General features: G+C 65.0%; 21 protein-coding genes. 11 read left to right on the top strand and 10 right to left on the bottom strand.

Features of this window, described 5'->3' with window-relative positions:
• The gene (locus IPU70_RS16185) at positions 1-960 is read left to right on the top strand and encodes a glyoxylate/hydroxypyruvate reductase A (protein WP_207468651.1); all 960 of its coding nucleotides are present in this window, start codon (positions 1-3) and stop codon (positions 958-960) included.
• A gap of 578 nt (positions 961-1538) precedes the next feature.
• Here IPU70_RS16185 and IPU70_RS16180 read toward each other — a convergent pair.
• From IPU70_RS16180 to IPU70_RS16145, 8 genes are all read right to left on the bottom strand, one after another.
• Entirely contained in the window at positions 1539-2360 is an 822-nt protein-coding gene (locus IPU70_RS16180) for an ABC transporter permease (protein ID WP_207468649.1), read from the bottom strand.
• 1 nt (position 2361) lies between these two features.
• Positions 2362-3216 carry an ABC transporter permease gene (locus IPU70_RS16175; RefSeq protein ID WP_013391969.1) on the bottom strand — a complete coding sequence of 285 codons (855 nt, stop codon included), beginning with the start codon at positions 3214-3216 and terminating at the stop codon, positions 2362-2364.
• A 71-nt stretch (positions 3217-3287) separates the two neighbouring features.
• Positions 3288-4313: a PotD/PotF family extracellular solute-binding protein gene (locus IPU70_RS16170; RefSeq protein ID WP_207468647.1), complete on the bottom strand. Its 1026-nt coding sequence runs from the start codon at positions 4311-4313 to the stop codon at positions 3288-3290.
• A gap of 25 nt (positions 4314-4338) precedes the next feature.
• On the bottom strand, positions 4339-5124 hold the full coding sequence (locus IPU70_RS16165) for an amino acid ABC transporter ATP-binding protein (RefSeq protein WP_242702530.1): 786 nt from the start codon (positions 5122-5124) through the stop codon (positions 4339-4341).
• 38 nt (positions 5125-5162) lie between these two features.
• Positions 5163-5852, bottom strand: a complete 690-nt coding sequence (locus IPU70_RS16160) for an ABC transporter permease (protein WP_207468646.1) — start codon at positions 5850-5852, stop codon at positions 5163-5165.
• Positions 5842-6555, bottom strand: coding sequence for an ABC transporter permease (locus IPU70_RS16155; protein WP_207468645.1), 714 nt, complete (start codon positions 6553-6555; stop codon positions 5842-5844). Before IPU70_RS16155 ends, IPU70_RS16160 begins: the two co-directional genes overlap by 11 nt.
• 86 nt (positions 6556-6641) lie before the next feature.
• Positions 6642-7433, bottom strand: a complete 792-nt coding sequence (locus tag IPU70_RS16150) for a transporter substrate-binding domain-containing protein (protein ID WP_207468644.1) — start codon at positions 7431-7433, stop codon at positions 6642-6644.
• A 43-nt stretch (positions 7434-7476) separates the two neighbouring features.
• Positions 7477-8274, bottom strand: coding sequence for an Asp/Glu racemase (locus IPU70_RS16145; protein WP_013391975.1), 798 nt, complete (start codon positions 8272-8274; stop codon positions 7477-7479).
• Between the two features lie 373 nt (positions 8275-8647).
• Between IPU70_RS16145 and IPU70_RS16140 the strand changes: the two genes are divergently transcribed.
• From IPU70_RS16140 to IPU70_RS16115, 6 genes are all read left to right on the top strand, one after another.
• Positions 8648-9061, top strand: coding sequence for a RidA family protein (locus IPU70_RS16140; protein WP_207468643.1), 414 nt, complete (start codon positions 8648-8650; stop codon positions 9059-9061).
• A gap of 20 nt (positions 9062-9081) precedes the next feature.
• Positions 9082-9753 (top strand): DUF1028 domain-containing protein, encoded by a 672-nt coding sequence (locus IPU70_RS16135; protein ID WP_207468642.1) that lies wholly within the window; start codon positions 9082-9084, stop codon positions 9751-9753.
• 176 nt (positions 9754-9929) lie between these two features.
• Positions 9930-10895, top strand: coding sequence for a LysR substrate-binding domain-containing protein (locus tag IPU70_RS16130; protein ID WP_013391978.1), 966 nt, complete (start codon positions 9930-9932; stop codon positions 10893-10895).
• Between the two features lie 46 nt (positions 10896-10941).
• Complete coding sequence (gene argE / locus IPU70_RS16125; protein ID WP_207468641.1) at positions 10942-12117, top strand: acetylornithine deacetylase; 1176 nt, start codon at positions 10942-10944, stop codon at positions 12115-12117.
• Positions 12118-12243: 126 nt separating this feature from the next.
• Positions 12244-12510, top strand: a complete 267-nt coding sequence (locus tag IPU70_RS16120) for a hypothetical protein (RefSeq protein ID WP_207468640.1) — start codon at positions 12244-12246, stop codon at positions 12508-12510.
• Between the two features lie 41 nt (positions 12511-12551).
• On the top strand, positions 12552-13118 hold the full coding sequence (locus tag IPU70_RS16115; protein WP_207468639.1) for a GrpB family protein: 567 nt from the start codon (positions 12552-12554) through the stop codon (positions 13116-13118).
• Between the two features lie 31 nt (positions 13119-13149).
• On the opposite strand, the gene IPU70_RS16110 is transcribed toward IPU70_RS16115, so the two are convergent.
• Positions 13150-14358, bottom strand: a complete 1209-nt coding sequence (locus tag IPU70_RS16110; protein ID WP_207468637.1) for an NAD(P)/FAD-dependent oxidoreductase — start codon at positions 14356-14358, stop codon at positions 13150-13152.
• Positions 14359-14512: 154 nt separating this feature from the next.
• Positions 14513-14692 carry a hypothetical protein gene (locus IPU70_RS16105; protein WP_059375255.1) on the bottom strand — a complete coding sequence of 60 codons (180 nt, stop codon included), beginning with the start codon at positions 14690-14692 and terminating at the stop codon, positions 14513-14515.
• Between the two features lie 272 nt (positions 14693-14964).
• On the opposite strand from IPU70_RS16105, the gene IPU70_RS16100 reads away from it, so the two are divergent.
• From IPU70_RS16100 to IPU70_RS16085, 4 genes are all read left to right on the top strand, one after another.
• A complete protein-coding gene (locus tag IPU70_RS16100) occupies positions 14965-16104 on the top strand; it encodes a CaiB/BaiF CoA-transferase family protein (RefSeq protein ID WP_175213885.1) in 1140 nt (379 codons plus the stop codon).
• 41 nt (positions 16105-16145) lie between these two features.
• Complete coding sequence (locus IPU70_RS16095; RefSeq protein ID WP_013391985.1) at positions 16146-16787, top strand: TetR family transcriptional regulator; 642 nt, start codon at positions 16146-16148, stop codon at positions 16785-16787.
• 95 nt (positions 16788-16882) lie between these two features.
• Positions 16883-17653, top strand: a complete 771-nt coding sequence (locus IPU70_RS16090; RefSeq protein WP_207468635.1) for a crotonase/enoyl-CoA hydratase family protein — start codon at positions 16883-16885, stop codon at positions 17651-17653.
• A gap of 9 nt (positions 17654-17662) precedes the next feature.
• Positions 17663-18673: an NADPH:quinone oxidoreductase family protein gene (locus IPU70_RS16085; protein ID WP_207468634.1), complete on the top strand. Its 1011-nt coding sequence runs from the start codon at positions 17663-17665 to the stop codon at positions 18671-18673.
• Positions 18674-18706 lie beyond the last annotated feature (33 nt).

Genomic DNA, 18706 nt, shown 5'->3' with positions numbered 1-18706 from the left:
ATGCATGCATCCTCCCGCCCCACCGTGTCGGGCGCCATGATCTTCTACAGCGAATTCGACGACTACACGGCCTGGCGCGACGCCATGCAGGCGCGCCTGCCGGACCTGCGCATGGTGCATGGCAGCGAAGCGCATGATCCGGCCAGCATCCATTACGCGCTGGCCTGGAAGGCGCCGCAGGGCTTCTTCGATCGCATGAAGAACCTGCGCCTTATCGTGAATCTGGGCGCGGGGGTGGATTCGCTGGTGGGCCGCGAGGACCTGCCGGCCGGCGTGCCCATCACCCGCATCACTGATCCCAACATGGCGCGCATGATGGCGGGCTATGTGCTGTTCGCCGCGTTGCGCTATGCGCGCGACATTCCATATTTCGAAGCGGCGCAGCGCCGGGGCGAGTGGGCCTACCGCCATCCGCGTTCGCCCGAGGACGTGCGCGTGGCCGTGCTGGGCCTGGGCGAGCTGGGCGCCTGCGCGGCGCAGGAGCTGCGCCGCCAGGGGCTGACGGTGCTGGGCTGGTCGCGCAGTCCGCGCAACATCGAGGGCGTCGAGTGCCACAGCGGCATGGAATCGCTGGACACGGTGTTGTCGCGCGCCGACATACTGGTGATGATGCTTCCGCTGACGCCGCAGACCCGCGGCCTGCTGGATCGCGAACGTTTGCAGCGTCTGCCCCGCGGAGCGGCCCTGATCAATGTGGCCCGGGGCGCGCTGGTGGACCAGACCGCCCTGACCGATCTGCTGCGCAGCGGCCATCTGGGCGGCGCGACGCTGGACGTGTTCGAGCGCGAGCCCCTGCCCGCTGGCGACCCGCTCTGGGCGATGGACAACGTGCTGATCACGCCGCACCTGGCTTCGGTGGCGATTCCAGGATCGGCCGCCGGACAGATCGCCGACAACATACTGCGCGTCAGTCAGGGCCTGGAACCCGCCAACCGCGTTGATCCCGCGCGCGGCTATTGAAGTTGGGTCTTGCGGATGTCGGGGTTCTTTAGCCGCCGAGGCTGCCCTGCGCCATTCCGATGCTCGCCCCGGTGGGGCTGCGCTTCGGATGGCTCCGGGGTCCTCGGCTGACAGTCTCCTAATGCATTGGTTTCGGACCCCGTGCATAGGCAGATGCCGTGAGCCGGTGGCCGGACGGAGGGATCCGAAGCGCAGCCCCACTGGGGCGAGCATCGGAATCCCGCAGTCCGGACGGCGGCGGCTCAAGAACGCTGCCTCCCAAAATCGAAGTGCAGGGGCGATAGGGCTTCGAGCTTGCGGATGTCAGGGTTCTTAAGCCGCCGAGGCTGCCCTGCGCCATTCCGATGCTCGCCCCAGTGGGGCTGCGCTTCGGATGGCTCCGGGGTCCTCGGCTGGCAGTCGCCCAATGTGTTGGTTTCGGAACCCGTTCATGGGTAGATGCCGTGAGCCGGTGGCCGGGCGGAGGGATCCGAAGCGCAGCCCCACTGGGGCGAGCATCGGAATCCCGCAGTCCGGACGCCGGCGGCTCAAGAACCTGACCTCACAAAACCAATCGGCAACATTCCACCCAGAACTCTCTAGTGGTTGTCCTCGATATTGAGGATCCTGCCCAGCCCCAGGAAGCGGTTGGCGAAGATCAACAGGGTGGCGGTCACCACGATGTACACCACCGACAGCGCGGCCAGGGTCGGATCGGCGAACTCGCGCACATAGTTGTACATGGTTACCGGCAGGGTCTGCGTGTTCTGGGTGGTCACGAACAGCGACGCGGTGAACTCGCTGAACGACATGATGGCCGCGAACAGCCACCCGCCGAACAGACCGGGCGCCAGCAAGGGCACCGTGATCGTGAACAGCACCCGCACGGGCGAGGCCCCGAGGCTGGCGGCGCTCTGCTCCAGGCGCTCGTCCAGGTTTTCCATCGAGACATAGACGCTGCGCAGCACGAAAGGCAGGACCAGGATCACGTGGCACAGGATCACGATGCCGTAGCCGCGGTCGATGTTCAGCTGCGCCACCAGGATCAGCAGGCCCAGCCCCACCGTGAAGTGTGGAATCACCAGCGGCGAAAGCAGGATGGCCTGCAGGATGTTCTTGCCAGGAAACGCCATGCGCTTGACCGCGATCGCCAGGCCGGTCCCGATGATCAGCGCCAGCACCGATGACCAGAGCGTAACCACCATGCTGGCGTGAAAGCCGTCACGGAAATCCGAGTAGGTGAACACGCGCTCGAACCAGCGCCAGGACCAGGCTTGCGGCGGAAAGGTGAGCAAGGCCTTGTCATTGAAGGAGGCCAGCACCACCACCACGACCGGCAGCAGCACGAAGGCAAGGATGAGCGTGATCAGGACGGGCGCCCCGACTCGCAGCCACAGGGGCAGGGATTTGCGGATACTCATGTCAGTGTCCTCCGATGGCCTTGAGGCGGCGCGTGACGCGGCCGAGCAGCATTAGCGAGATCGCCGTCAGGCCCAGGCCCATGACGCTCAGGCTGGCCGCCAAGGGAAAGTTCATGGATGAGAATCCCAACTGGTAGACCAGCGTGGAGACGGTCGGCACGCGGCCCCCGCCTATCATCTGCGGCGTGGCGAAGGCGCTGAAGGTCCAGGCGAAGGACGTAGTGATGCTGGCCAGGATGCCTGGCATGGACAGCGGCAGGGTGATGGTCAGGAAGGTGCGCACCGGCCCCGCGCCCAGGCTTTCGGCGGCCTTTTCGTAATCGCGGTCGATGTGCGAGATGGCGGTGGCCAGCATCAACACGACCACGGGGATGGTGACATGCACCAGCGCCACCAGCACGCCGAGGTGGCTGAACATCAGCGTCAGCGGCGTGTCTATCATGCCCAGCTTGAGCAGCATCGAATTGATGAATCCCGTGCTGCCCAGCACGATGATCCAGGAATAGGTGCGCACGATCTCGCCCAGGAAGAGCGGCGTGATGGAAACGATCAGGATGAAAGACTTGATGTAGCGGTTGCGTACCCTGACCAGGGCGTACGCCAGCGGATAGGCCACGAGCAGGGAGCAGACCGTCGTTTCCACGCTCAGGCGCAGGGTGTTGGTAAAGGCGTCGAGATAGATCTGCTTCCCCAGGCCTGAGAAGTTATTCAGCGTCAGGCCGCCGACATCCAGGGAGCCGGGAATGAAGGTGCGCAAGCTGTACTGCAGCACGGCCGCCATGGCGACGCAGATGCACAGCGCGATGAAGCTTGCCGGGGAGATCAGCCATCCCCTCAGTGTGGAACGCGCATCCATGGTGTACCCATCCATCGTGTACGGTGAGAACGAGGGGAGGCCGCGGACCGTGAGGCCGCGGCGTCCGGCAATCAGTTCATGATGTTCTCGGTGAACCACTTGCGCCACTCGGCGGTCTTCTCGGCGCGCAGCTTGTCGTCGATGACGATGGCCTGGGTATCCCATTGCTGCTTGGTCGTGAATACGCCCGGCAGCGCGGCGTCTTCGGGCGAGACCTTGGCGTCGTCGACCACCGGGCTGGCTTTCTTGGCGGCCACGATCTTGGCCTGCACCTCTGGCGACAGCGCGATGTTCATGAACTTATAGGCCAGATCGGTCTTGGCGCTGCCTTTCATGATGGCCATGGTGTCCACGCCCAGAACCGCGCCTTCCTTGGGCATCGCCACCTTGATCGGCACACCTTGGCCGATCATGTAATACGCGTTCATGGACAGCACGATCTGCACCGGTGTCTCGCCGGCGGCGATCAGTTGCTGGCTGTTGGCGTCGTTGGTGTAGAAGGCCTTGAAGTTGGGTTTCAGGGCCTTGAGCTTGTCCTGGCCTTTTTCCCAGCTGCTGGCGTCGCCGCCGGAGAGCAAGGCTGAGATGTCGATGATGTGGCTGGGATCGAAATCGGGCGCCGACAGCTTGTTTTTCAACGCCGGGTTCCAGAGGTCATTCCAGCTGTCGAAGGTGATGCCGGGAGGAATCAGGTCGGGGCGATAGCCAATGGTGTACACATACGCCCAGCTGCCGATGTGGTACGGGCTGATCCTGGCCCGTTCGACCAGATGCGAGTAATTGGGAATCTTGCTCAGGTCGAGCTTCTCGTACAGGCCGGCATTGACATAAAGCCAGCCGATGTGCGACGTGGTGAAGGTGATGTCGCTTTCAGGCTTGGTGGCGAGTTTTGCCTTGTTCAGGCGGTCGATGGTGCCGCCCGTGATGTACTTCACCGGCACGCCGGTCTGCCGTGTGAACTCCTTGCCGATGCTCTCGTCGATGAGATCGCGGAAGCTTCCGCCCCAGGTGCTTACCACCAGGGCATCCTGCGCTTGCGCCGTGCCGGCGAGAGCCGCGCCGGCAAGCATGCCCGCGCAAATGAGTCTTTTGATCATGACAACCCCTTGTCTATGTGGCCGACTACAAAACCTGCTCCAGGAAATTCCTCAGGCGCTCGCTCCTGGGCGAGGCAAAGAACTGTTCGGCGGGCGCCGTCTCGATGATTTCTCCCCGCTCCATGAAGACGCAGCGGTCAGCGACCTTGCGGGCGAAGCCGATCTCGTGGGTGACGCAGATCATGGTGATCCCGGTCTGCGCCAGGTCCTCCATGATGCGCAGCACGGAGCCGACCGATTCTGGATCGAGCGCCGATGTCGGTTCGTCGAAAAGCATGATGCGCGGACGCAGGCAGAGTGCGCGGGCGATGGCCACGCGCTGCTGCTGTCCGCCAGAAAGCTGGATCGGATACTTGTCGGCCTGTTCGATCACATTGACCTTGGCGAGGTACTCGCGTGCCGTCTGTTCGGCCTCGGGCGTGGACATCTTCAAGGCGACCTTCAACGCGAAGGTGCAATTGGCCAGCACCGTCATGTGCGGAAAAAGATTGAAGTTCTGGAACACCATGCCCAGTTGGCGCCGGACTTTTTCCACGTCCTGGGGGTGTCGGGTCAGCGCGGTGCCATTGACGTGGATGTCGCCGGAGTCATGCTGCTCCAGATGGTTGATGCAGCGGATGAGCGATGACTTCCCGGATCCGGAAGGCCCGCAAAGGATGACGATTTCGCCATTGGACACCTCGAGGTGGATATCCCGCAGGGCGTGGAAGGTGCCGTAGAACTTGTTCAATCCCGAGATGGACACCGCAGGCGCACAGTCGGCAAGGGCGGAAGAGTAAGGCGGCGTGATGCTGGACAGGATGGCAGTCATGATGATTCGCGCTCTGGTGGACGGTCGGCCGGGGCGGTTCAGATTCTGACGAGATAGCGGTTCAGCCTGCGATCCGCGATCGAGAACCCAAGACGTATGCTGTTGGTGATGCACCAATAAATGGCCGCCGCCGTGATCAAGGGCGTGAACGGGTCATAGGTATAGTCGAATACGGTGTTGGCGGCCGCGGTAAGGTCGACCAGCGTGATGGCGCTGACGGCCGCCGTGCTCTTAACCATGATCAGCAACTCATTCTGATAGGCGCGCAGCACATAGCGCGCGACCAAGGGGATGCGCAGGCGGAACAGGATTTGCGCGGGCTTCAGGCCCAGGGTCTGCGCGGCTTCGATGGTGCCCTTGGGAATCGCCGCCAGCCCGCCGCGGATGATCTCGGCCATGAAGCCCGAGTGGGTCAGCGCCAGGCCCAGCCACGCGCAGACATAGGCGTTGGAAAAGATGTTCCAAAGAAAGGTGTCGCGCACGATGGAGAACTGGGGCAGTCCGCTGTAGATCAGATACAGCAGCACCAGGCTGGGCACGCCGCGGAAGAAGCCGATGTAGCTGCTGGCGAAGATGGCGCGCGGGCCTGGCCGGAAGCTCGCCAGGGCCACCGGCAGCGCCAGCAGCAGGCCGATGACCAGCACCGGCAGCAGCACGGCGAATGTGGTGCCGGCGCCGGCCAGCAATTTTGGCAGGCTGTCCCAAGCTACCTGGAAATCAAAGTGCATGCGAGGCTCCCTTGGTCACGACGGGATGGAAGCCGCGCGCCGCCCAGGTTTCGACGCGGCGGGCCACGTAGTAGGTGAGCCAGGTCATCATGAGGAAGAAGGCGGCGGCGAGCAGGTAGTAGACGAAGGGTTCCTTGGTCACGCCGGACGCGAGCTTGGCGTAGGCCATGATTTCCTTCAGGCCGATCAACGAGATGAGGGCGGTGTCCTTGAGCACGACGATCCACATATTGGTCATGCCGGGCAGGGCCAGGCGCAGCATCTGCGGCAGGATCACCTTCAGCCAGATGGTGGTGCGCGGCACCAGCAACACCCGTGCGGCTTCGAACTGTCCGTGGGGCACGTTCTGGATCGCGCTGCGTATCAGGTCGGCCAGGTAGGCGCCGTAGACCATGCCCAGCGCCGCCACCGCGGCCATGAAGGGCGTGATCTCGACACGCTGGCCGATGCCGAACGGCGCGAGCAGGCTGGCGACAATCTCCGAGCCGCCGTAATAGAACAGGAAGCCGACCAGCAGCGAGGGCACGCCCGTGAAGATGGAGGCGTACGGAATCCAGATGATCCTGGCCAGCAGTGTTGGCCGCAGCGTGATCAGGGCAAAGAACGTCCCGATCGCGAGCGCCAGCAGATAGGCGCAGACGGCGACCTGGATCGTCATCAGCGCGCCGGTCGCGAGTTGCTGCACGAAACCCATCGAAGGCATGAGGCAGTCCTTGCAAGCGTATGAAGAATTCCGCCCAGGCCCCGGCGGTCTGACGCCGGAGGCCCTGGCGGTGTGCGCGGATCCGGCTAGCGGCAGGCCGCCTCTTCGGGCAGGAGCTCCACTTCCATGTAGGGTTTGCGCAGCTTGGTGAAGGTGCAGTCCTTGATGATGGCGTCGACCGTGGCGCTCATGCGGTTGAGCAGTTCGCCGCTGTCCTTGCGGGCGATCCAGCTCGAGCCGGCTTCGCCGCCGCCGGTCCACAGGTCGCCGCCGGCGAATTTCCAGCCCTTGCCCTGGGGCTTGGACAGGAACTCGTTGGTCCAGCTGATCTTGGGGCCGAGACTCATATCCAGCCGGCCATTGGCCAGGTCGAGCCGGATCTGGTCGGGGTTGTCGTAGAACACGATCTGCACCGCGTTGCCGAATGTCTCGCCCACGTACTTGGCTTGCGCCGAACCGCGTTGCAGGCCGATGCGCACACCTTTGAGGCCTTCAGGCGTGAAGGTGTAGTTCTTCGCTTCTGGCACCACATAGGAGTCCGGGTTGAACAGCACCGGGCGCCCGAACAGCACTTTTTCCTTGCGCTCCGGCAGCGGTTTGGTCTGGCTGACCACGGCATCCAGCTTCTTCTGCAGCAGCGCCGGGATCAGGGCCTTGAAGTCCATCACGACGATTTCGCAATCGGCTTTCATCCGCTTGCACATCTCGCGCGCCAGATCGGGTTCGAAGCCCGTCAGGCGGCCCGAGGGGTCGACCATGCTGAACGGCGGATAGCTACCCTCGTTGCCCAGCACCAGTTTCTCGGCCTGGGCGGGCGCCAGCGCGAACAGCGAGGCGCCCGCGAGCGTCAGCGCCGTGATGGTTTTGTGAAGATGCATTTTTATTCCCCTTGTTTATTGGTCATGCACTTCGGCGAAGTGCTTACATCGTGTTGTCCCTGGACAGGTTGGCGTTGAACAGCGACCCGTAGCCGGGCTTGGCGCCTGCCGCGCCGGTGAGATCCAGGCAATGCCAGAACGAGGCCTGGATGGCCGAGATCACCGGCTTGCCGAGCTTCTGCTCCAGCGCCTCGATGGCCCCGACGGTCCTGAAGTTGGTGCACGAGACGAAGATGGCCGTCGCGTCGGGGTGGTCGACCGAGAGCACGTGGTCGTAGACTTTCTCCAGCGATACCTCGGCCAGCGCGTGGTCATCCGAGATGCCGAGGCAGGCGCTCTTGACGACCTCGTGGCCGTTTTCCTGCAGGAAGCGGATAGCGCGTTCGTGGATCTCCGGAAGATAGGGCGTGGCCAGCGCAACCTTGCCGGCCTTGACCTTCTTCAACGCCGCGAGCGTGGCGGTGGACGCCGTGGTGATCATCGGCCCCGGCACCCATTGCCGCAGCTTCTGGATCAGAGCCTGGTCGTAGGCGGTGCCATGCAGAAAGGAGGCGCTGGTCCCGCCGAACAGCAGCACGTCGATCGGGGCGGCGCCGGCCAGGCGCGCGGCCTGCTCGAGCTCCGGGGCGTTCATCATTTCCTCGATGCCCTGCACGGTGACCTTGGGCAGCTTGATGCGCGCCGTATGGGTGGACACGCCGCGGGCGGACATGGCCCACATTTCTTCCTCCATCACGACGCTGGAGGCGATGTAGATCAGCCCGATGCGGGCAAGGTCGCCAGAGCCGTCGTAGCGGAATCGGGGATAGGCGGCTTGCGCGGGAGTTGAGGCGGTGTTCATCCGGATCCTCTGTAAGGTGAGGTTGCTTCAGATGGCGTCGGTCATCGATCCGGGGCCGGGCATCGCCGCGACTGCCGCACCGGCCGCGCCAGCGAAAGCCAATAATGAGAGAGACGATCCGAGGGACCAAGTCGCCTTTTCCGTTGGCATGAATAGATTTTCCTGATGGCCTGGCGAGGCCGCCGGAGACATGGTGAGGCGCATCGCCGCGAGCGTCGCCCGCGTCAGGATTTCCGAGACGGGACACCAGAAAAAACAAATAGGCTGCGGTCCCGCTTGGGCAGACCATCAGCGGACAGGTCAAGGCCTTGGGCGATGCTGCCAGCCAGGCAGGCGCGGGGTCTTCGGATAAACCCTAATACTGATACGAGCCATGAAGCATAAGCGCATACGCACTTTCAATACCAAGGCGACCTACCCCGAACAGAAACTCGACAACGATCTGTGCCAGGCGGTCGTCGCGCGCGGCAGCACGGTCTTCTTGCGCGGGCAGATTGGCCAGAATTTGGACACTTCCGAGAGCGTCTGCATCGGCGACGCGGGAGGGCAGGCCGAGCAGGCAATGAAGAACATCGACATGCTGCTCAAGGAAGCCGGTGGCGAACTGCAGGACATCTGCAAGATCACGATCTATCTCATCGATCCCCGTTATCGCGAGGAGGTCTATCTTGTGGTCGGCAAGTGGCTCAAGGGCGTGTTCCCGGTATCCACCGGCATCGTGGTATCGGCGCTGGCGCGTCCCGAATGGCTGGTGGAAATCGACGCGACTGCCGTTATTCCGGATTGACGCCACAGGAGGCCCAGGTCATGACTTTCTCCATCATTGCCCGCTGTCCGGCCACCGGCCAATTCGGCGCGGCCGTTTCGTCCTCTTCGCCCGCGGTCGCGGCGCGCTGCATCCGCGCGCGAGCGGGAGTGGGCGCGGCGGTCAGCCAGAACATCACCGATCCCGCCCTGGGGCCGCTCATCCTTGATGCAATGGGCCAGGGCCACTCGCCCCAGCGCGCCTTGCAAGCCCTGGCCGAACGCCCCTTTATCAGCTACCGGCAATTGATGGCGATCGACGCCACGCAGGCGCCGGCCATCTTCACGGGCGCGAACGCGTTGGGCCGGCTGGCCAGCGCGCAGGGCGAGCACGCCGCGTGCGCCGGCAATATGCTGGCGTCGCTGGATGTGCCCGCCGCCATGCTGGCGGCGTTCGAGCAAGCGTCGGGCTCGCTGGCCGAGCGCCTGATGCAGGCCATGTTGGCGGGCCAGGCTGCTGGCGGCGAAGAGGGGCCGGTGCATTCGGCCGGGCTGCTGGTGGTGGCGGACCTGGACTGGCCCATCGTCGACCTGCGCATGGACTGGGTGGAGAAATGTCCTGTCGAAACGCTTTACGAGGCCTGGAAGGTCTACGAGCCGCAGATCCAGGATTACATCACCCGCGCCCGGGACCCGCGCGCCGCGCCGAGTTTCGGCGTGCCAGGCAATCTGTGACCGCTTGCGCCAGCCGGCTAGTGCGAGAAAACCCGAGGAGCGCCATGCCCCCTTATCCGGGCATAGTGGATACACTTTTGCTCGGTGCGGCTGATGCCAGCGCCGGGCCACGGTGGCGGCCCGCAAGGCGGAACGCCACCTCCCTCCAGCCTGCTCCAGTTTTCTCACTTCGGACTATGCTCAATCGCATTTCGCTGCGCCAGATGGAGTACTTCGTTGCCACGGCCAAGCATGGCAGTATCGCCGCGGCATCCAGCCAGATCCACATCTCGGCGCCTTCGATTTCGGCCGCCATCGCGCATGTCGAAACCGAGCTGGACGTGCAGCTGTTCGTGCGGCATCCGTCCAAGGGCCTGGCCCTGACGGTGCTCGGCCAGCAGGTCATGAGCGAATGCGAAGACCTGCTCGAGCGCGCGTCGCGTCTCTACAAGATCGCGTCCGTCTCCAGCAATACCATCCAGGGCACCTTGCGCGTGGGCTGCTTCCAGTCCCTCACGGCCATGATCGCGCCCGAGGTGATCTTCGGGTTTTCGCGGGCATTCGCCAAAGTCGAGCTGCACATGACCGAAGGCGACCAGCAGTTGCTGATCGACAAGCTGCACTCGCTGGAGATCGACGTCGCGCTGAGCTACGACCTGAGACTGGGCGACGAAATATCGTTCGAGGCGCTGGCGCGCCTGCCGCCGCATGTGGTGGTCAGCGAACTGCATCCGCTGTCGCAGCAGATCGCGGTGACGCTGGAGGAGCTGGCCCGCTTGCCCATGGTGCTGCTGGACTTGCCTTTGAGCCGCGATTATTTCATGTCGCTATTCGCGAAGTTCGGCCTGGAGCCGAACATCGTGGCGCGCTCACGCTCGGAGGAAGTGGTGCGGTCCATGGTCGCCAACGGAATCGGCTATGCCTTGTTCAACGTGCGGCCGAAGTCCACGCAAGCGCTGGATGGCAAGCGGCTGGTGCGGCTGCGCCTGGTAGGTGAACACCGCCCCATGCTGCTGGGCCTCACCACCTACAAGCCGATGAAGCCGTCGCGCCTGACGGAGGTGTTCATGCAGCGCTGCCGCGCCTATATCTCGGATCAGTACATTCCAGGCATGAGCGAAGGCAGTTTCTTCGACCCTTACGTGCCTCCTGAAAGCAAATGAACCGGCGGCGCGCCCGTGCGCCGTCCGCCTCCTGCAGGTCCATGCCATGAGCACACCGACCCCCGACAACAGTCCAGACCTATTGCGCGAGCTGCTCGCGTTTCAATCCGTCACGTTGACGCCCAATATCGAACTGATCGAGCGCGTGCGGGAGCTGCTGGCACAGGCCGGCATCGCGTCCACGTTGGCGGCGGACCCGCAGGACGCCCGGCGGAGCAATCTGTTCGCGTCCGTCGGCCCCTTGGATGTACCCGGCATCCTGCTCTCCGGCCACACCGACGTGGTCCCCGTGGCAGGCCAGCCCTGGACCTCGCCGCCTTTCGAGGCGACCGTGCGCGATGGGCGCATCTATGGGCGGGGCAGCGCGGACATGAAGGGCTTCGTCGCCTGCGCCGTGATGGCCATGATCCGCGCGGCCCATCAGCCTCTTGCGCGGCCCTTGCATCTGGCGCTGTCGTTCGATGAGGAAGTCGGCTGCGTGGGGGTGCGCCATCTGCTGCAAGCGCTGGAACACATGAAGCCGGCTCCGCTGCTCTGCGTGGTGGGCGAGCCCACGCTGATGAAGATCGGCACCGGCAACAAGGGCAAGGCGGCCTATCGGGCCATGTGTTGCGGCCAGGCGGGCCACTCCGGGCTGGCGCCGTTTTTCGTCAATGCCATCCATACGGCCAGCGATCTGATCGGCGCGCTGCGCGACGTGCAGCAGGACCTTGCCGAACACGGGCCGCGCGAGGCCGGCTACGACGTGCCGTACACGACGGTGCATGCAGGCACCATCAAGGGCGGCACGGCGCTCAACATCGTGCCGGCGGAATGCGAAGTCAATTTCGAGATCCGCAACGTCGCGCAGGATGACCCGAACCTGATCCTGGCGCGGGTACTGGAGCTCACCAGGGCGAAAATGCGCGCCGCGGGCGCGCGGGCGGATGCCGAGCCCCCTAGGATCGAGGTGGTCAACACCTATCCTGGCCTGGCCACGGCGGACGACTCGGCGGCCGTCGCGCTGCTGGCCTCATGGCTGCCGCCAGACACGCCGCTCACCAAGGCCGCCTTCGGCACCGAAGGCGGGCTGTTCCAGCAGCTATGGGCGCAGACCTCGGTGCTGATCTGCGGACCTGGCAGCATCGAGGTGGCGCACAAGGCCGACGAGTACGTCGAGTTGTCGCAGCTGGAGGCCTGCGACGCCATGCTGGAGAAGTTGACGCAGTATCTGGCGGTTTGATCCGTTTACGAATTACGACGCGGCTCGAGCCTGGCCGGCAGCAACGTTTCGAAGCAATTGCCGCCTGAACGTTGAATTCAAGAGCCTGCTATAAAGTCGGCTACAGCTTTTCTGTAGGGCCAGGAAATGTCCATTCAAACGTTGAGCCGCTGGGGCGTGGCGATTTTTGCGGCTGCGCTGATGGCCGGCTGCTCTTCGAGCGGTTCCAAGACTTCGGATCAAGGTTCCCAATCGTATTCCTCTGCCGCCCGCGCCGAAGGCGAGTGCGCGAAGCGCAGCAAGTGCATCTATAAAGGCGCGTACGAATCGGGTGAGCGGAACTACGCCGAAGCGGAAGCCAAGCGCCTGAACATCGCCGAACTGGAGCGCTTGCGCCGCGCTTTCGGCAATTGAAACTGGCGGGAAACCGGCGCGCGCCCACGCCTGAAGAAATCATGCGGCACTACGACGCGGACCCGGACGAGGATCCCTGGGTTCGGGGCAAGCCCGCGCCGGAGCCGGTCGCGGTCATGCCCTATGACCCCGATTGGCCGGTCCGCTATGACCGGCTTGAGTCGCGGGTGCGCGAGGCCTTGGGACCGGTCGCGCTGGCGGTCGAGCACATGGGTTCGACGGCGGTGCCGGGCCTGCCGGCCAAGCCGGTGATAGATATCGATCTGACGGTAGCCGACCCCGTGCAGGAGGACGCTTATGTCCCCGCCCTGGAGGCGGCGGGTTACCTGCTGGTCTTGCGGGAGCCGTCCTGGCACCAGCACCGCCTGCTGCAGTTGGCCGCTCCGCGCGTGAACCTGCACGTGTTTGGTCCGGATTGCCCCGAGAACATCCGGCACCGGATGTTCCGCGACTGGCTGCGCCAGCATGATGCCGACCGCGATCTGTACGCCCAGGCCAAGCGCGAGGCGGCGGCCGGGGTGATGCAGGTCATGGAGTACAACAAGCGCAAGGAGGCGGTCCTGCGCCAGATCTACGAGCGCATGTTCCGCGCCGCCGGCTTCATCTGAGGCGCGCCGGCGCGGATCGTCCTTGTCCGCTTCAGTAGTGGCTCTTGAGCGGCACGGCCGGGTCGGCCAGCACGTCACGGGGCGGGTTCAACCCCAGTTCCAGCAGCTTGCGCGCGGCCAGGTGGTCCATCGGCGCGTTGATCGATTCGACGCAGACCAGATGGCCGTCGGCGAAGTGCAGAATCGAGAAGCTGCCGGGCTTGGCGCCCGGACGCAGGACGCGTTCGGTATCCGGCGGCGCCAGGCCGGCGATCTGCAGGCGCAAAGCGCCTTGATCGGACCAGAACCAGGGCAGGGCGTGATATGGCGTCTTCGTGCCGAGCAGGACGCCGGCCAGGGTGCGGGCCTGGTCGTTGGCGTTCTGCACCGATTCCAGCCGCAGGGTCTTGCCCCAGCGCGCATACGGAAAGGACGTGCAGTCGCCGATGGCGTAGATGCCCGGCGCCGAGGTCTGCATCAGTCCGTCGACCACGACGCCGTTCAGGCAGTCCAGGCCGGCGGCTTGCGCCAGCGTGATCTCGGGCACGGCGCCGATGCCGGCGACCAGCAGGTCCACGGGATGTTCCACGTCATTGACCACGACGCTGCGCACGCGGCCGTTTTCCGTGCGGATGTGTTGCAGGTCGGAGGATAGGCGCAGGTCGACGCCGGAATCGTGCAGCACGCGGGCGACGTGTTCCGAGGCTTCGGGCGACACGGAGCGCGCCAGCAGGCGCGGCGCGGATTCGAAGACGGTGACCGGGCGGCCCAGGGCGCCGGCCGTGGCGGCGATTTCCAGGCCGATGAAGCCGCCGCCCACGACCGTGACCGAAGGCGCATCCGCGATCGCGGCGCGCAGGCGCGCGGCGTCGTCGGCGTTGCGCAGGTAGATCAGGTTCTGCAGTTCGTCGGGCACGTCCGGCAGGCGCCGCGCGCGCGTGCCGGTGGCCAGCACCAGCGCGTCGTAGTCCAGCTGCTTGCCTGAAGCCAGCGTCAGCCGGCGCGCGTCGCGGTCGATGCCGACCGCGGGGTCCGCCAGCAGGACTTGTACGCCGGCGTCGGCGTAGACCGCCTCGGCGCGCAGCAACTGGATCGGGGCTTCCGGATCCTTGATGTAGGTCTTGGAGAGCGGCGGCCGGTGGTAGGGCAGCGAGGCCTCTTCGCACACCAGCGTCAGGTTGCCGGGAAAGCCGCCTTCTATCAGGCTGGCGCACAATTGCGCCGCCGCGTGGCCGCCGCCCACGATTACCACCTTCTGCATGCATGACTCCTGTTCTGCCTGGCCCGGTTTCGGGCCGAATCGGCAATCCTACCGCAGGTGGCGGCGGGAAGGGCTGCATGAAGGCGGCGGCGGGCGTTGCGTGTCTTGGGGAAGGATCAGGCCCGGGTGTTCGGCGCAGCTTTTGGGGACAGGGTCAAGCGCCCGGCAACATGTAGCGGGCGGAAACGGCCAGGATGCGCTGGGCCGATTCGCGCAGCCTGCGGGCTTCGCGGTGGGCGTTGAGGGAAACCACGGCGTCATAGCGGCGCGCGCTGAGCGGACCGGCCAGCAGCACCGGACGGCGGGTAAGAATAGGGGATATCAAGCGTTGCATGTGGAGCATTCCTGCGGGCGCCAGGCCCAGTCGATGCCAGCTATCGTAAGGCGGCCAGGGGCGGCGGCCAACGAATTACCTTTTATATGAATATCCGGCGCGTTCCCGGAATTCGGGCGGGCTGGCGGATATCCGGACGGCAGTATCGCCCGCGAGTGTGACAGCCATATGCCAATGCTCCGCCATGTTCCAGGCGCGGCCGGAGCCGGGGCTTGTCAGTTCTAATACTACGCGGTAGCATTAAAAAAACGAATGCTGGATCGGAGACAAAAATGGCATTGCCCCTGGAAGGTCTGCTGGTGATCGCTGTGGAGCAGGCAGCCGCAGCGCCGTATGCCTCGTCGCGCCTGGCTGATGCCGGCGCGCGCGTCATCAAGATCGAACGCGCGGCCGGCGATTTCGCGCGCGGCTATGACGGCGCGGTCATGGGCGACAGCACATATTTCGTCTGGCTCAACCGGGGCAAGGAATCAATCGTTCTCGATTTCTCGCAGCCTGAGGATCTGGCGCTGCTGCGCACGCTGATCTTGCAGGCTGACGTGCTGATCCAGAACCTGGGCCCGGGCGCGGCGGAACGCGCCGGCTTCGGCTGGAAGGAAATGCGGGCCGCCAATCCCCGGCTGATTACCTGCGACATCACGGGTTACGGCGAGTCGGGCCCCTATGCGGAGATGCGCGCCTACGACCTGCTGGTGCAGGCCGAATCGGGCATCGCGTCGGTGACCGGCACGCCGGAGGCCCCGGGCAGGGTGGGCATATCCGCCTGCGATATCGGCACCGGCATGTATGCGCACGCGGCCATCCTGGAGGCGCTGTTGCAGCGCGAGCGGACAGGGCAGGGCAGCGCCCTGCACGTGTCGCTGTTCGACGCCATGGCCGACTGGATGACCGTGCCCCTGCTGCACTACGACTACGCCGGCACGGTGTGGCCGCGCGTAGGCCTCGGACATCCGACCATCGCTCCCTATGGCGCCTTCGCCTGCCAGGGCGGCCAGTCGCTCCTGATCGGCGTGCAGAACGACGGCGAATGGCGCCGCTTCGCTTGCGACGTGCTGCTCAAGCCCGAATGGGTCGACGACGAGCGCTACCGCAGCAATCGCGACCGCGTGCTGCATGCCGAGGAATTGAAAGCCGCAATCGAAGCTCTGCTGAGTACGGTGGCGCTGGAAGAATTGCGGCGGCGTCTGACGCTGGCGAAGATTGCCTATGCGTCAGTCAACGGCGTCAAGGAATTGTCGGCGCATCCGCACCTGCGCCGCTCGGAGGTACGCACCGCGCACGGGGTGGCGTCCATCGTGGCGCCGCCTGTCCAGATCCGGGGCGAGCCGCGCCGCCTGGGCGAAGTGCCCGCCATAGGCGCCCATACGCAGGCGGTCCGCGATGAGTTCGCGGGCGCCGGCCGGCAGGCCTGAGGGTAGAATTTCGCGTTTATTTCCGCCACAGCAAGGACATTATGGGACGGCCCAGCCTGATAGACAGCACGGAAGGGATCGAGAAGCGGCTCGCCATTCTCGATGCGGCCGCGTCCGTGTTCATGAACCTGGGCTTTTCAGCGGCGTCGCTGGACGACATCAGCGTGGCCTACGGTGCGACCAAAGGCATCATCTATTACTACTACCGCAATAAATCGGCGCTGTTCTTCGCCGTGCAGCGGCGCGCGATGGAACTGACCCGCGAAGCGATCGAGCCGCATGCGCTGTCGGCCGAACGGCCGGCCGTCAAGCTGCGGAAGATGGCGCATGACCATACCGTGCTGATGATGGAGCATCTGGCCTACCTGCGCGTCGCGGCGCAAGGGTTGGAACTGCATCTGACGGGGCGCACCACCGCGTCCGAACGTGCCGAACTGGAGGAAATCCTCAAGTTGCGGGCGGCGAATGAAGCCTTGTATATGCGTGTGATCGAGGAAGGCGTGCAGTGCGGCGATTTCCGCGCCATGGACGCCAAGCTGCTGGTCAAGCCGCTGCTGGGGGCTTTGAACTGGACTTCGCGCTGGTATCACCCGCGGAAGAACGAAACCGCCAAGGACCGCGAGCGCGTTGCCAGCGAACTGGCCGGCTTCGCGGTCAGTGCCTTGTTGCCGCATCCGCAGTAAAGCCGGGCCGCGCGAACGGACCGTTCCGCGCGGCTTTTTTTCCAATCATTTTAATACTGCTTGGTATTATTCAAACTACAGGACGACAGCGATTCATGGCTCCGAAAATCCTGGTGGAACGCGCCGGCTTTGTGACCACGGTAATCATCAACCGGCCCGAGGTGCGCAATGCGTTGGATCGCGAGGCTGCCGCCGAACTGGCGCGAGCGCTGCGCGAATTCGATGCGGACGAACAGGCCCGGGTGGCCGTGCTGTGCGGCGCTGGCGGCGCCTTCTGTTCAGGCGCTGATCTAAAGGAATTGGCAGGCGGCACCGACTACGAGCCCTGGGCAGGCAGCCCGGACGGCCCTTTGCATGCGCCGCTGTCCAAGCCCGTCATCGCGGCGGTGGCGGGGCATGCCTGCGCGGGCGGGTTGGGCGTGGCGCTGTGGTGCGATTTGCGCATCGCGGAGGAAAGCGCCTCGTTCGCCGTACTGTCGCGCCGTTGGGGCGTGCCGATGAGCGATGGCACGACCGTGCGGCTGCCACGCCTGATAGGCATGAGCCGCGCCCTGGACATGTTGCTGACCGCCCGTATTGTGCTGGCTCCGGAAGCCGAGCGCTTCGGGCTGGTCAACCGAGTGGTGCCGGATGGACAAGCGCGTGCCGAGGCCGAGGCGCTGGCCCGTCAGATGGCGCAATTCCCGCAGATCGCGATGCGCTCGGACCGGCAATCGGCCTATGCCCAGATCGCCTTGTCCGAGCGGGATGCGGTTGCTGCGGAGATGGCCTACGCTGCCGCCGCGCGAAAACTGGAGGCGCGCGCTGGCGCGCAACGTTTCGAGCAGGGTGCGGGGCGTCATGGCGCCTTGCCCGAAGCCGATTAGGAGAGAACCATGCGAGCCGTCATCTGCCGCGGGCTGGACGATCCCAGCCAAGTCAGCGTCGAGACCTGCGCCGCGCCGCCTTTGCCGGCGGACAGCGTGCGCATCGAAGTGCATTCCTGCGGCGTGAGCTTCGCCAACCTGCTGGTGTTGCAGGGCAAGCACCAGAACCGGCCGCCGCTACCCCTGACGCCAGGCACCGAGGTGGCGGGCATCGTGCGGGAATGCGCCCCGGGCGTGACGCTGTTCCGTCCGGGCGACCGGGTGGTGGCCGGCGTGCAATCGGGCGGCTTTGCCAGCGAAGTGGTGGCGCCGGTCGACACGACATTCGCTTTGCCCGACGGTGTGGATTTCGATAGCGCCGTACAGTTTCCAACCATCTACGCCACGGCCTATGGCGCGCTGCGCTGGCGCGCGCATTTGCAGCCGGGCGAGACGGTGCTGGTGCACGGCGCCAGCGGCGGCAGTGGGCTGGCGGCCATCGAGATCGCCAAGCGGCTGGGCGCGCGCGTGATCGCGTGCGCCAGCACCCAGGCCAAGCTCGACGCGGCGCGGGCGCACGGCGCCGACCATGGGCACAACTACCGGGAAGGCGGCTTCCGCGACGCGGTGCTGGCCCTGACCGATGGGCGCGGCGCCGACGTGATCTTCGATCCGGTGGGCGGCAAGGTATTCGAGGAGTCGTTGCGCTGTGTCGCGCCTGAGGGACGCTTGATTCCGATGGGATTCGCTGGCGGCGACATTCCGCAAATCCCCGCCAATATCCTGCTGGTCAAGAACGCCACCGCGATTGGCATCTATTGGGGCTACTACATGGGCTGGGGCAGGGTATCCGTCCCGCCCGAGCGCAGGGCGGCGGTGCGCGCCGCCTTCGCCACGATGTTCGATTGGGTCGTCGAAGGGGCGCTGAAACCCTACACCCAGCAGACCTACCCGTTGGAGGCATACGCGGCAGCATTGGCCGCGCTGGCCTCCCGCGAGGTCATCGGACGGGTCGCCTTGCATCCGCAGTCATCTTCCTGACCGCGAAACGCTGGCGCCCGCAATTCCAAAAGA

Origin of the sequence: Achromobacter sp. SD115 (genome assembly GCF_017355315.1) — a bacterium.
Lineage (GTDB): Bacteria > Pseudomonadota > Gammaproteobacteria > Burkholderiales > Burkholderiaceae_B > Achromobacter > Achromobacter xylosoxidans_B.
Note: the sequence above shows the minus strand (reverse complement) of the source record. Positions and strands in the feature narration are given on the sequence as shown.

Coding starts and splice junctions, on each gene's coding strand:
- IPU70_RS16185 (WP_207468651.1), top strand. CDS start 1: ATGCATGCATCCTCCCGCCCCACCGTGTCGGGCGCCATGATCTTCTAC.
- IPU70_RS16180 (WP_207468649.1), bottom strand. CDS start 2,360: ATGAGTATCCGCAAATCCCTGCCCCTGTGGCTGCGAGTCGGGGCGCCC.
- IPU70_RS16175 (WP_013391969.1), bottom strand. CDS start 3,216: ATGGATGCGCGTTCCACACTGAGGGGATGGCTGATCTCCCCGGCAAGC.
- IPU70_RS16170 (WP_207468647.1), bottom strand. CDS start 4,313: ATGATCAAAAGACTCATTTGCGCGGGCATGCTTGCCGGCGCGGCTCTC.
- IPU70_RS16165 (WP_242702530.1), bottom strand. CDS start 5,124: ATGACTGCCATCCTGTCCAGCATCACGCCGCCTTACTCTTCCGCCCTT.
- IPU70_RS16160 (WP_207468646.1), bottom strand. CDS start 5,852: ATGCACTTTGATTTCCAGGTAGCTTGGGACAGCCTGCCAAAATTGCTG.
- IPU70_RS16155 (WP_207468645.1), bottom strand. CDS start 6,555: ATGCCTTCGATGGGTTTCGTGCAGCAACTCGCGACCGGCGCGCTGATG.
- IPU70_RS16150 (WP_207468644.1), bottom strand. CDS start 7,433: ATGCATCTTCACAAAACCATCACGGCGCTGACGCTCGCGGGCGCCTCG.
- IPU70_RS16145 (WP_013391975.1), bottom strand. CDS start 8,274: ATGAACACCGCCTCAACTCCCGCGCAAGCCGCCTATCCCCGATTCCGC.
- IPU70_RS16140 (WP_207468643.1), top strand. CDS start 8,648: ATGAAGCATAAGCGCATACGCACTTTCAATACCAAGGCGACCTACCCC.
- IPU70_RS16135 (WP_207468642.1), top strand. CDS start 9,082: ATGACTTTCTCCATCATTGCCCGCTGTCCGGCCACCGGCCAATTCGGC.
- IPU70_RS16130 (WP_013391978.1), top strand. CDS start 9,930: ATGCTCAATCGCATTTCGCTGCGCCAGATGGAGTACTTCGTTGCCACG.
- argE (WP_207468641.1), top strand. CDS start 10,942: ATGAGCACACCGACCCCCGACAACAGTCCAGACCTATTGCGCGAGCTG.
- IPU70_RS16120 (WP_207468640.1), top strand. CDS start 12,244: ATGTCCATTCAAACGTTGAGCCGCTGGGGCGTGGCGATTTTTGCGGCT.
- IPU70_RS16115 (WP_207468639.1), top strand. CDS start 12,552: ATGCGGCACTACGACGCGGACCCGGACGAGGATCCCTGGGTTCGGGGC.
- IPU70_RS16110 (WP_207468637.1), bottom strand. CDS start 14,358: ATGCAGAAGGTGGTAATCGTGGGCGGCGGCCACGCGGCGGCGCAATTG.
- IPU70_RS16105 (WP_059375255.1), bottom strand. CDS start 14,692: ATGCAACGCTTGATATCCCCTATTCTTACCCGCCGTCCGGTGCTGCTG.
- IPU70_RS16100 (WP_175213885.1), top strand. CDS start 14,965: ATGGCATTGCCCCTGGAAGGTCTGCTGGTGATCGCTGTGGAGCAGGCA.
- IPU70_RS16095 (WP_013391985.1), top strand. CDS start 16,146: ATGGGACGGCCCAGCCTGATAGACAGCACGGAAGGGATCGAGAAGCGG.
- IPU70_RS16090 (WP_207468635.1), top strand. CDS start 16,883: ATGGCTCCGAAAATCCTGGTGGAACGCGCCGGCTTTGTGACCACGGTA.
- IPU70_RS16085 (WP_207468634.1), top strand. CDS start 17,663: ATGCGAGCCGTCATCTGCCGCGGGCTGGACGATCCCAGCCAAGTCAGC.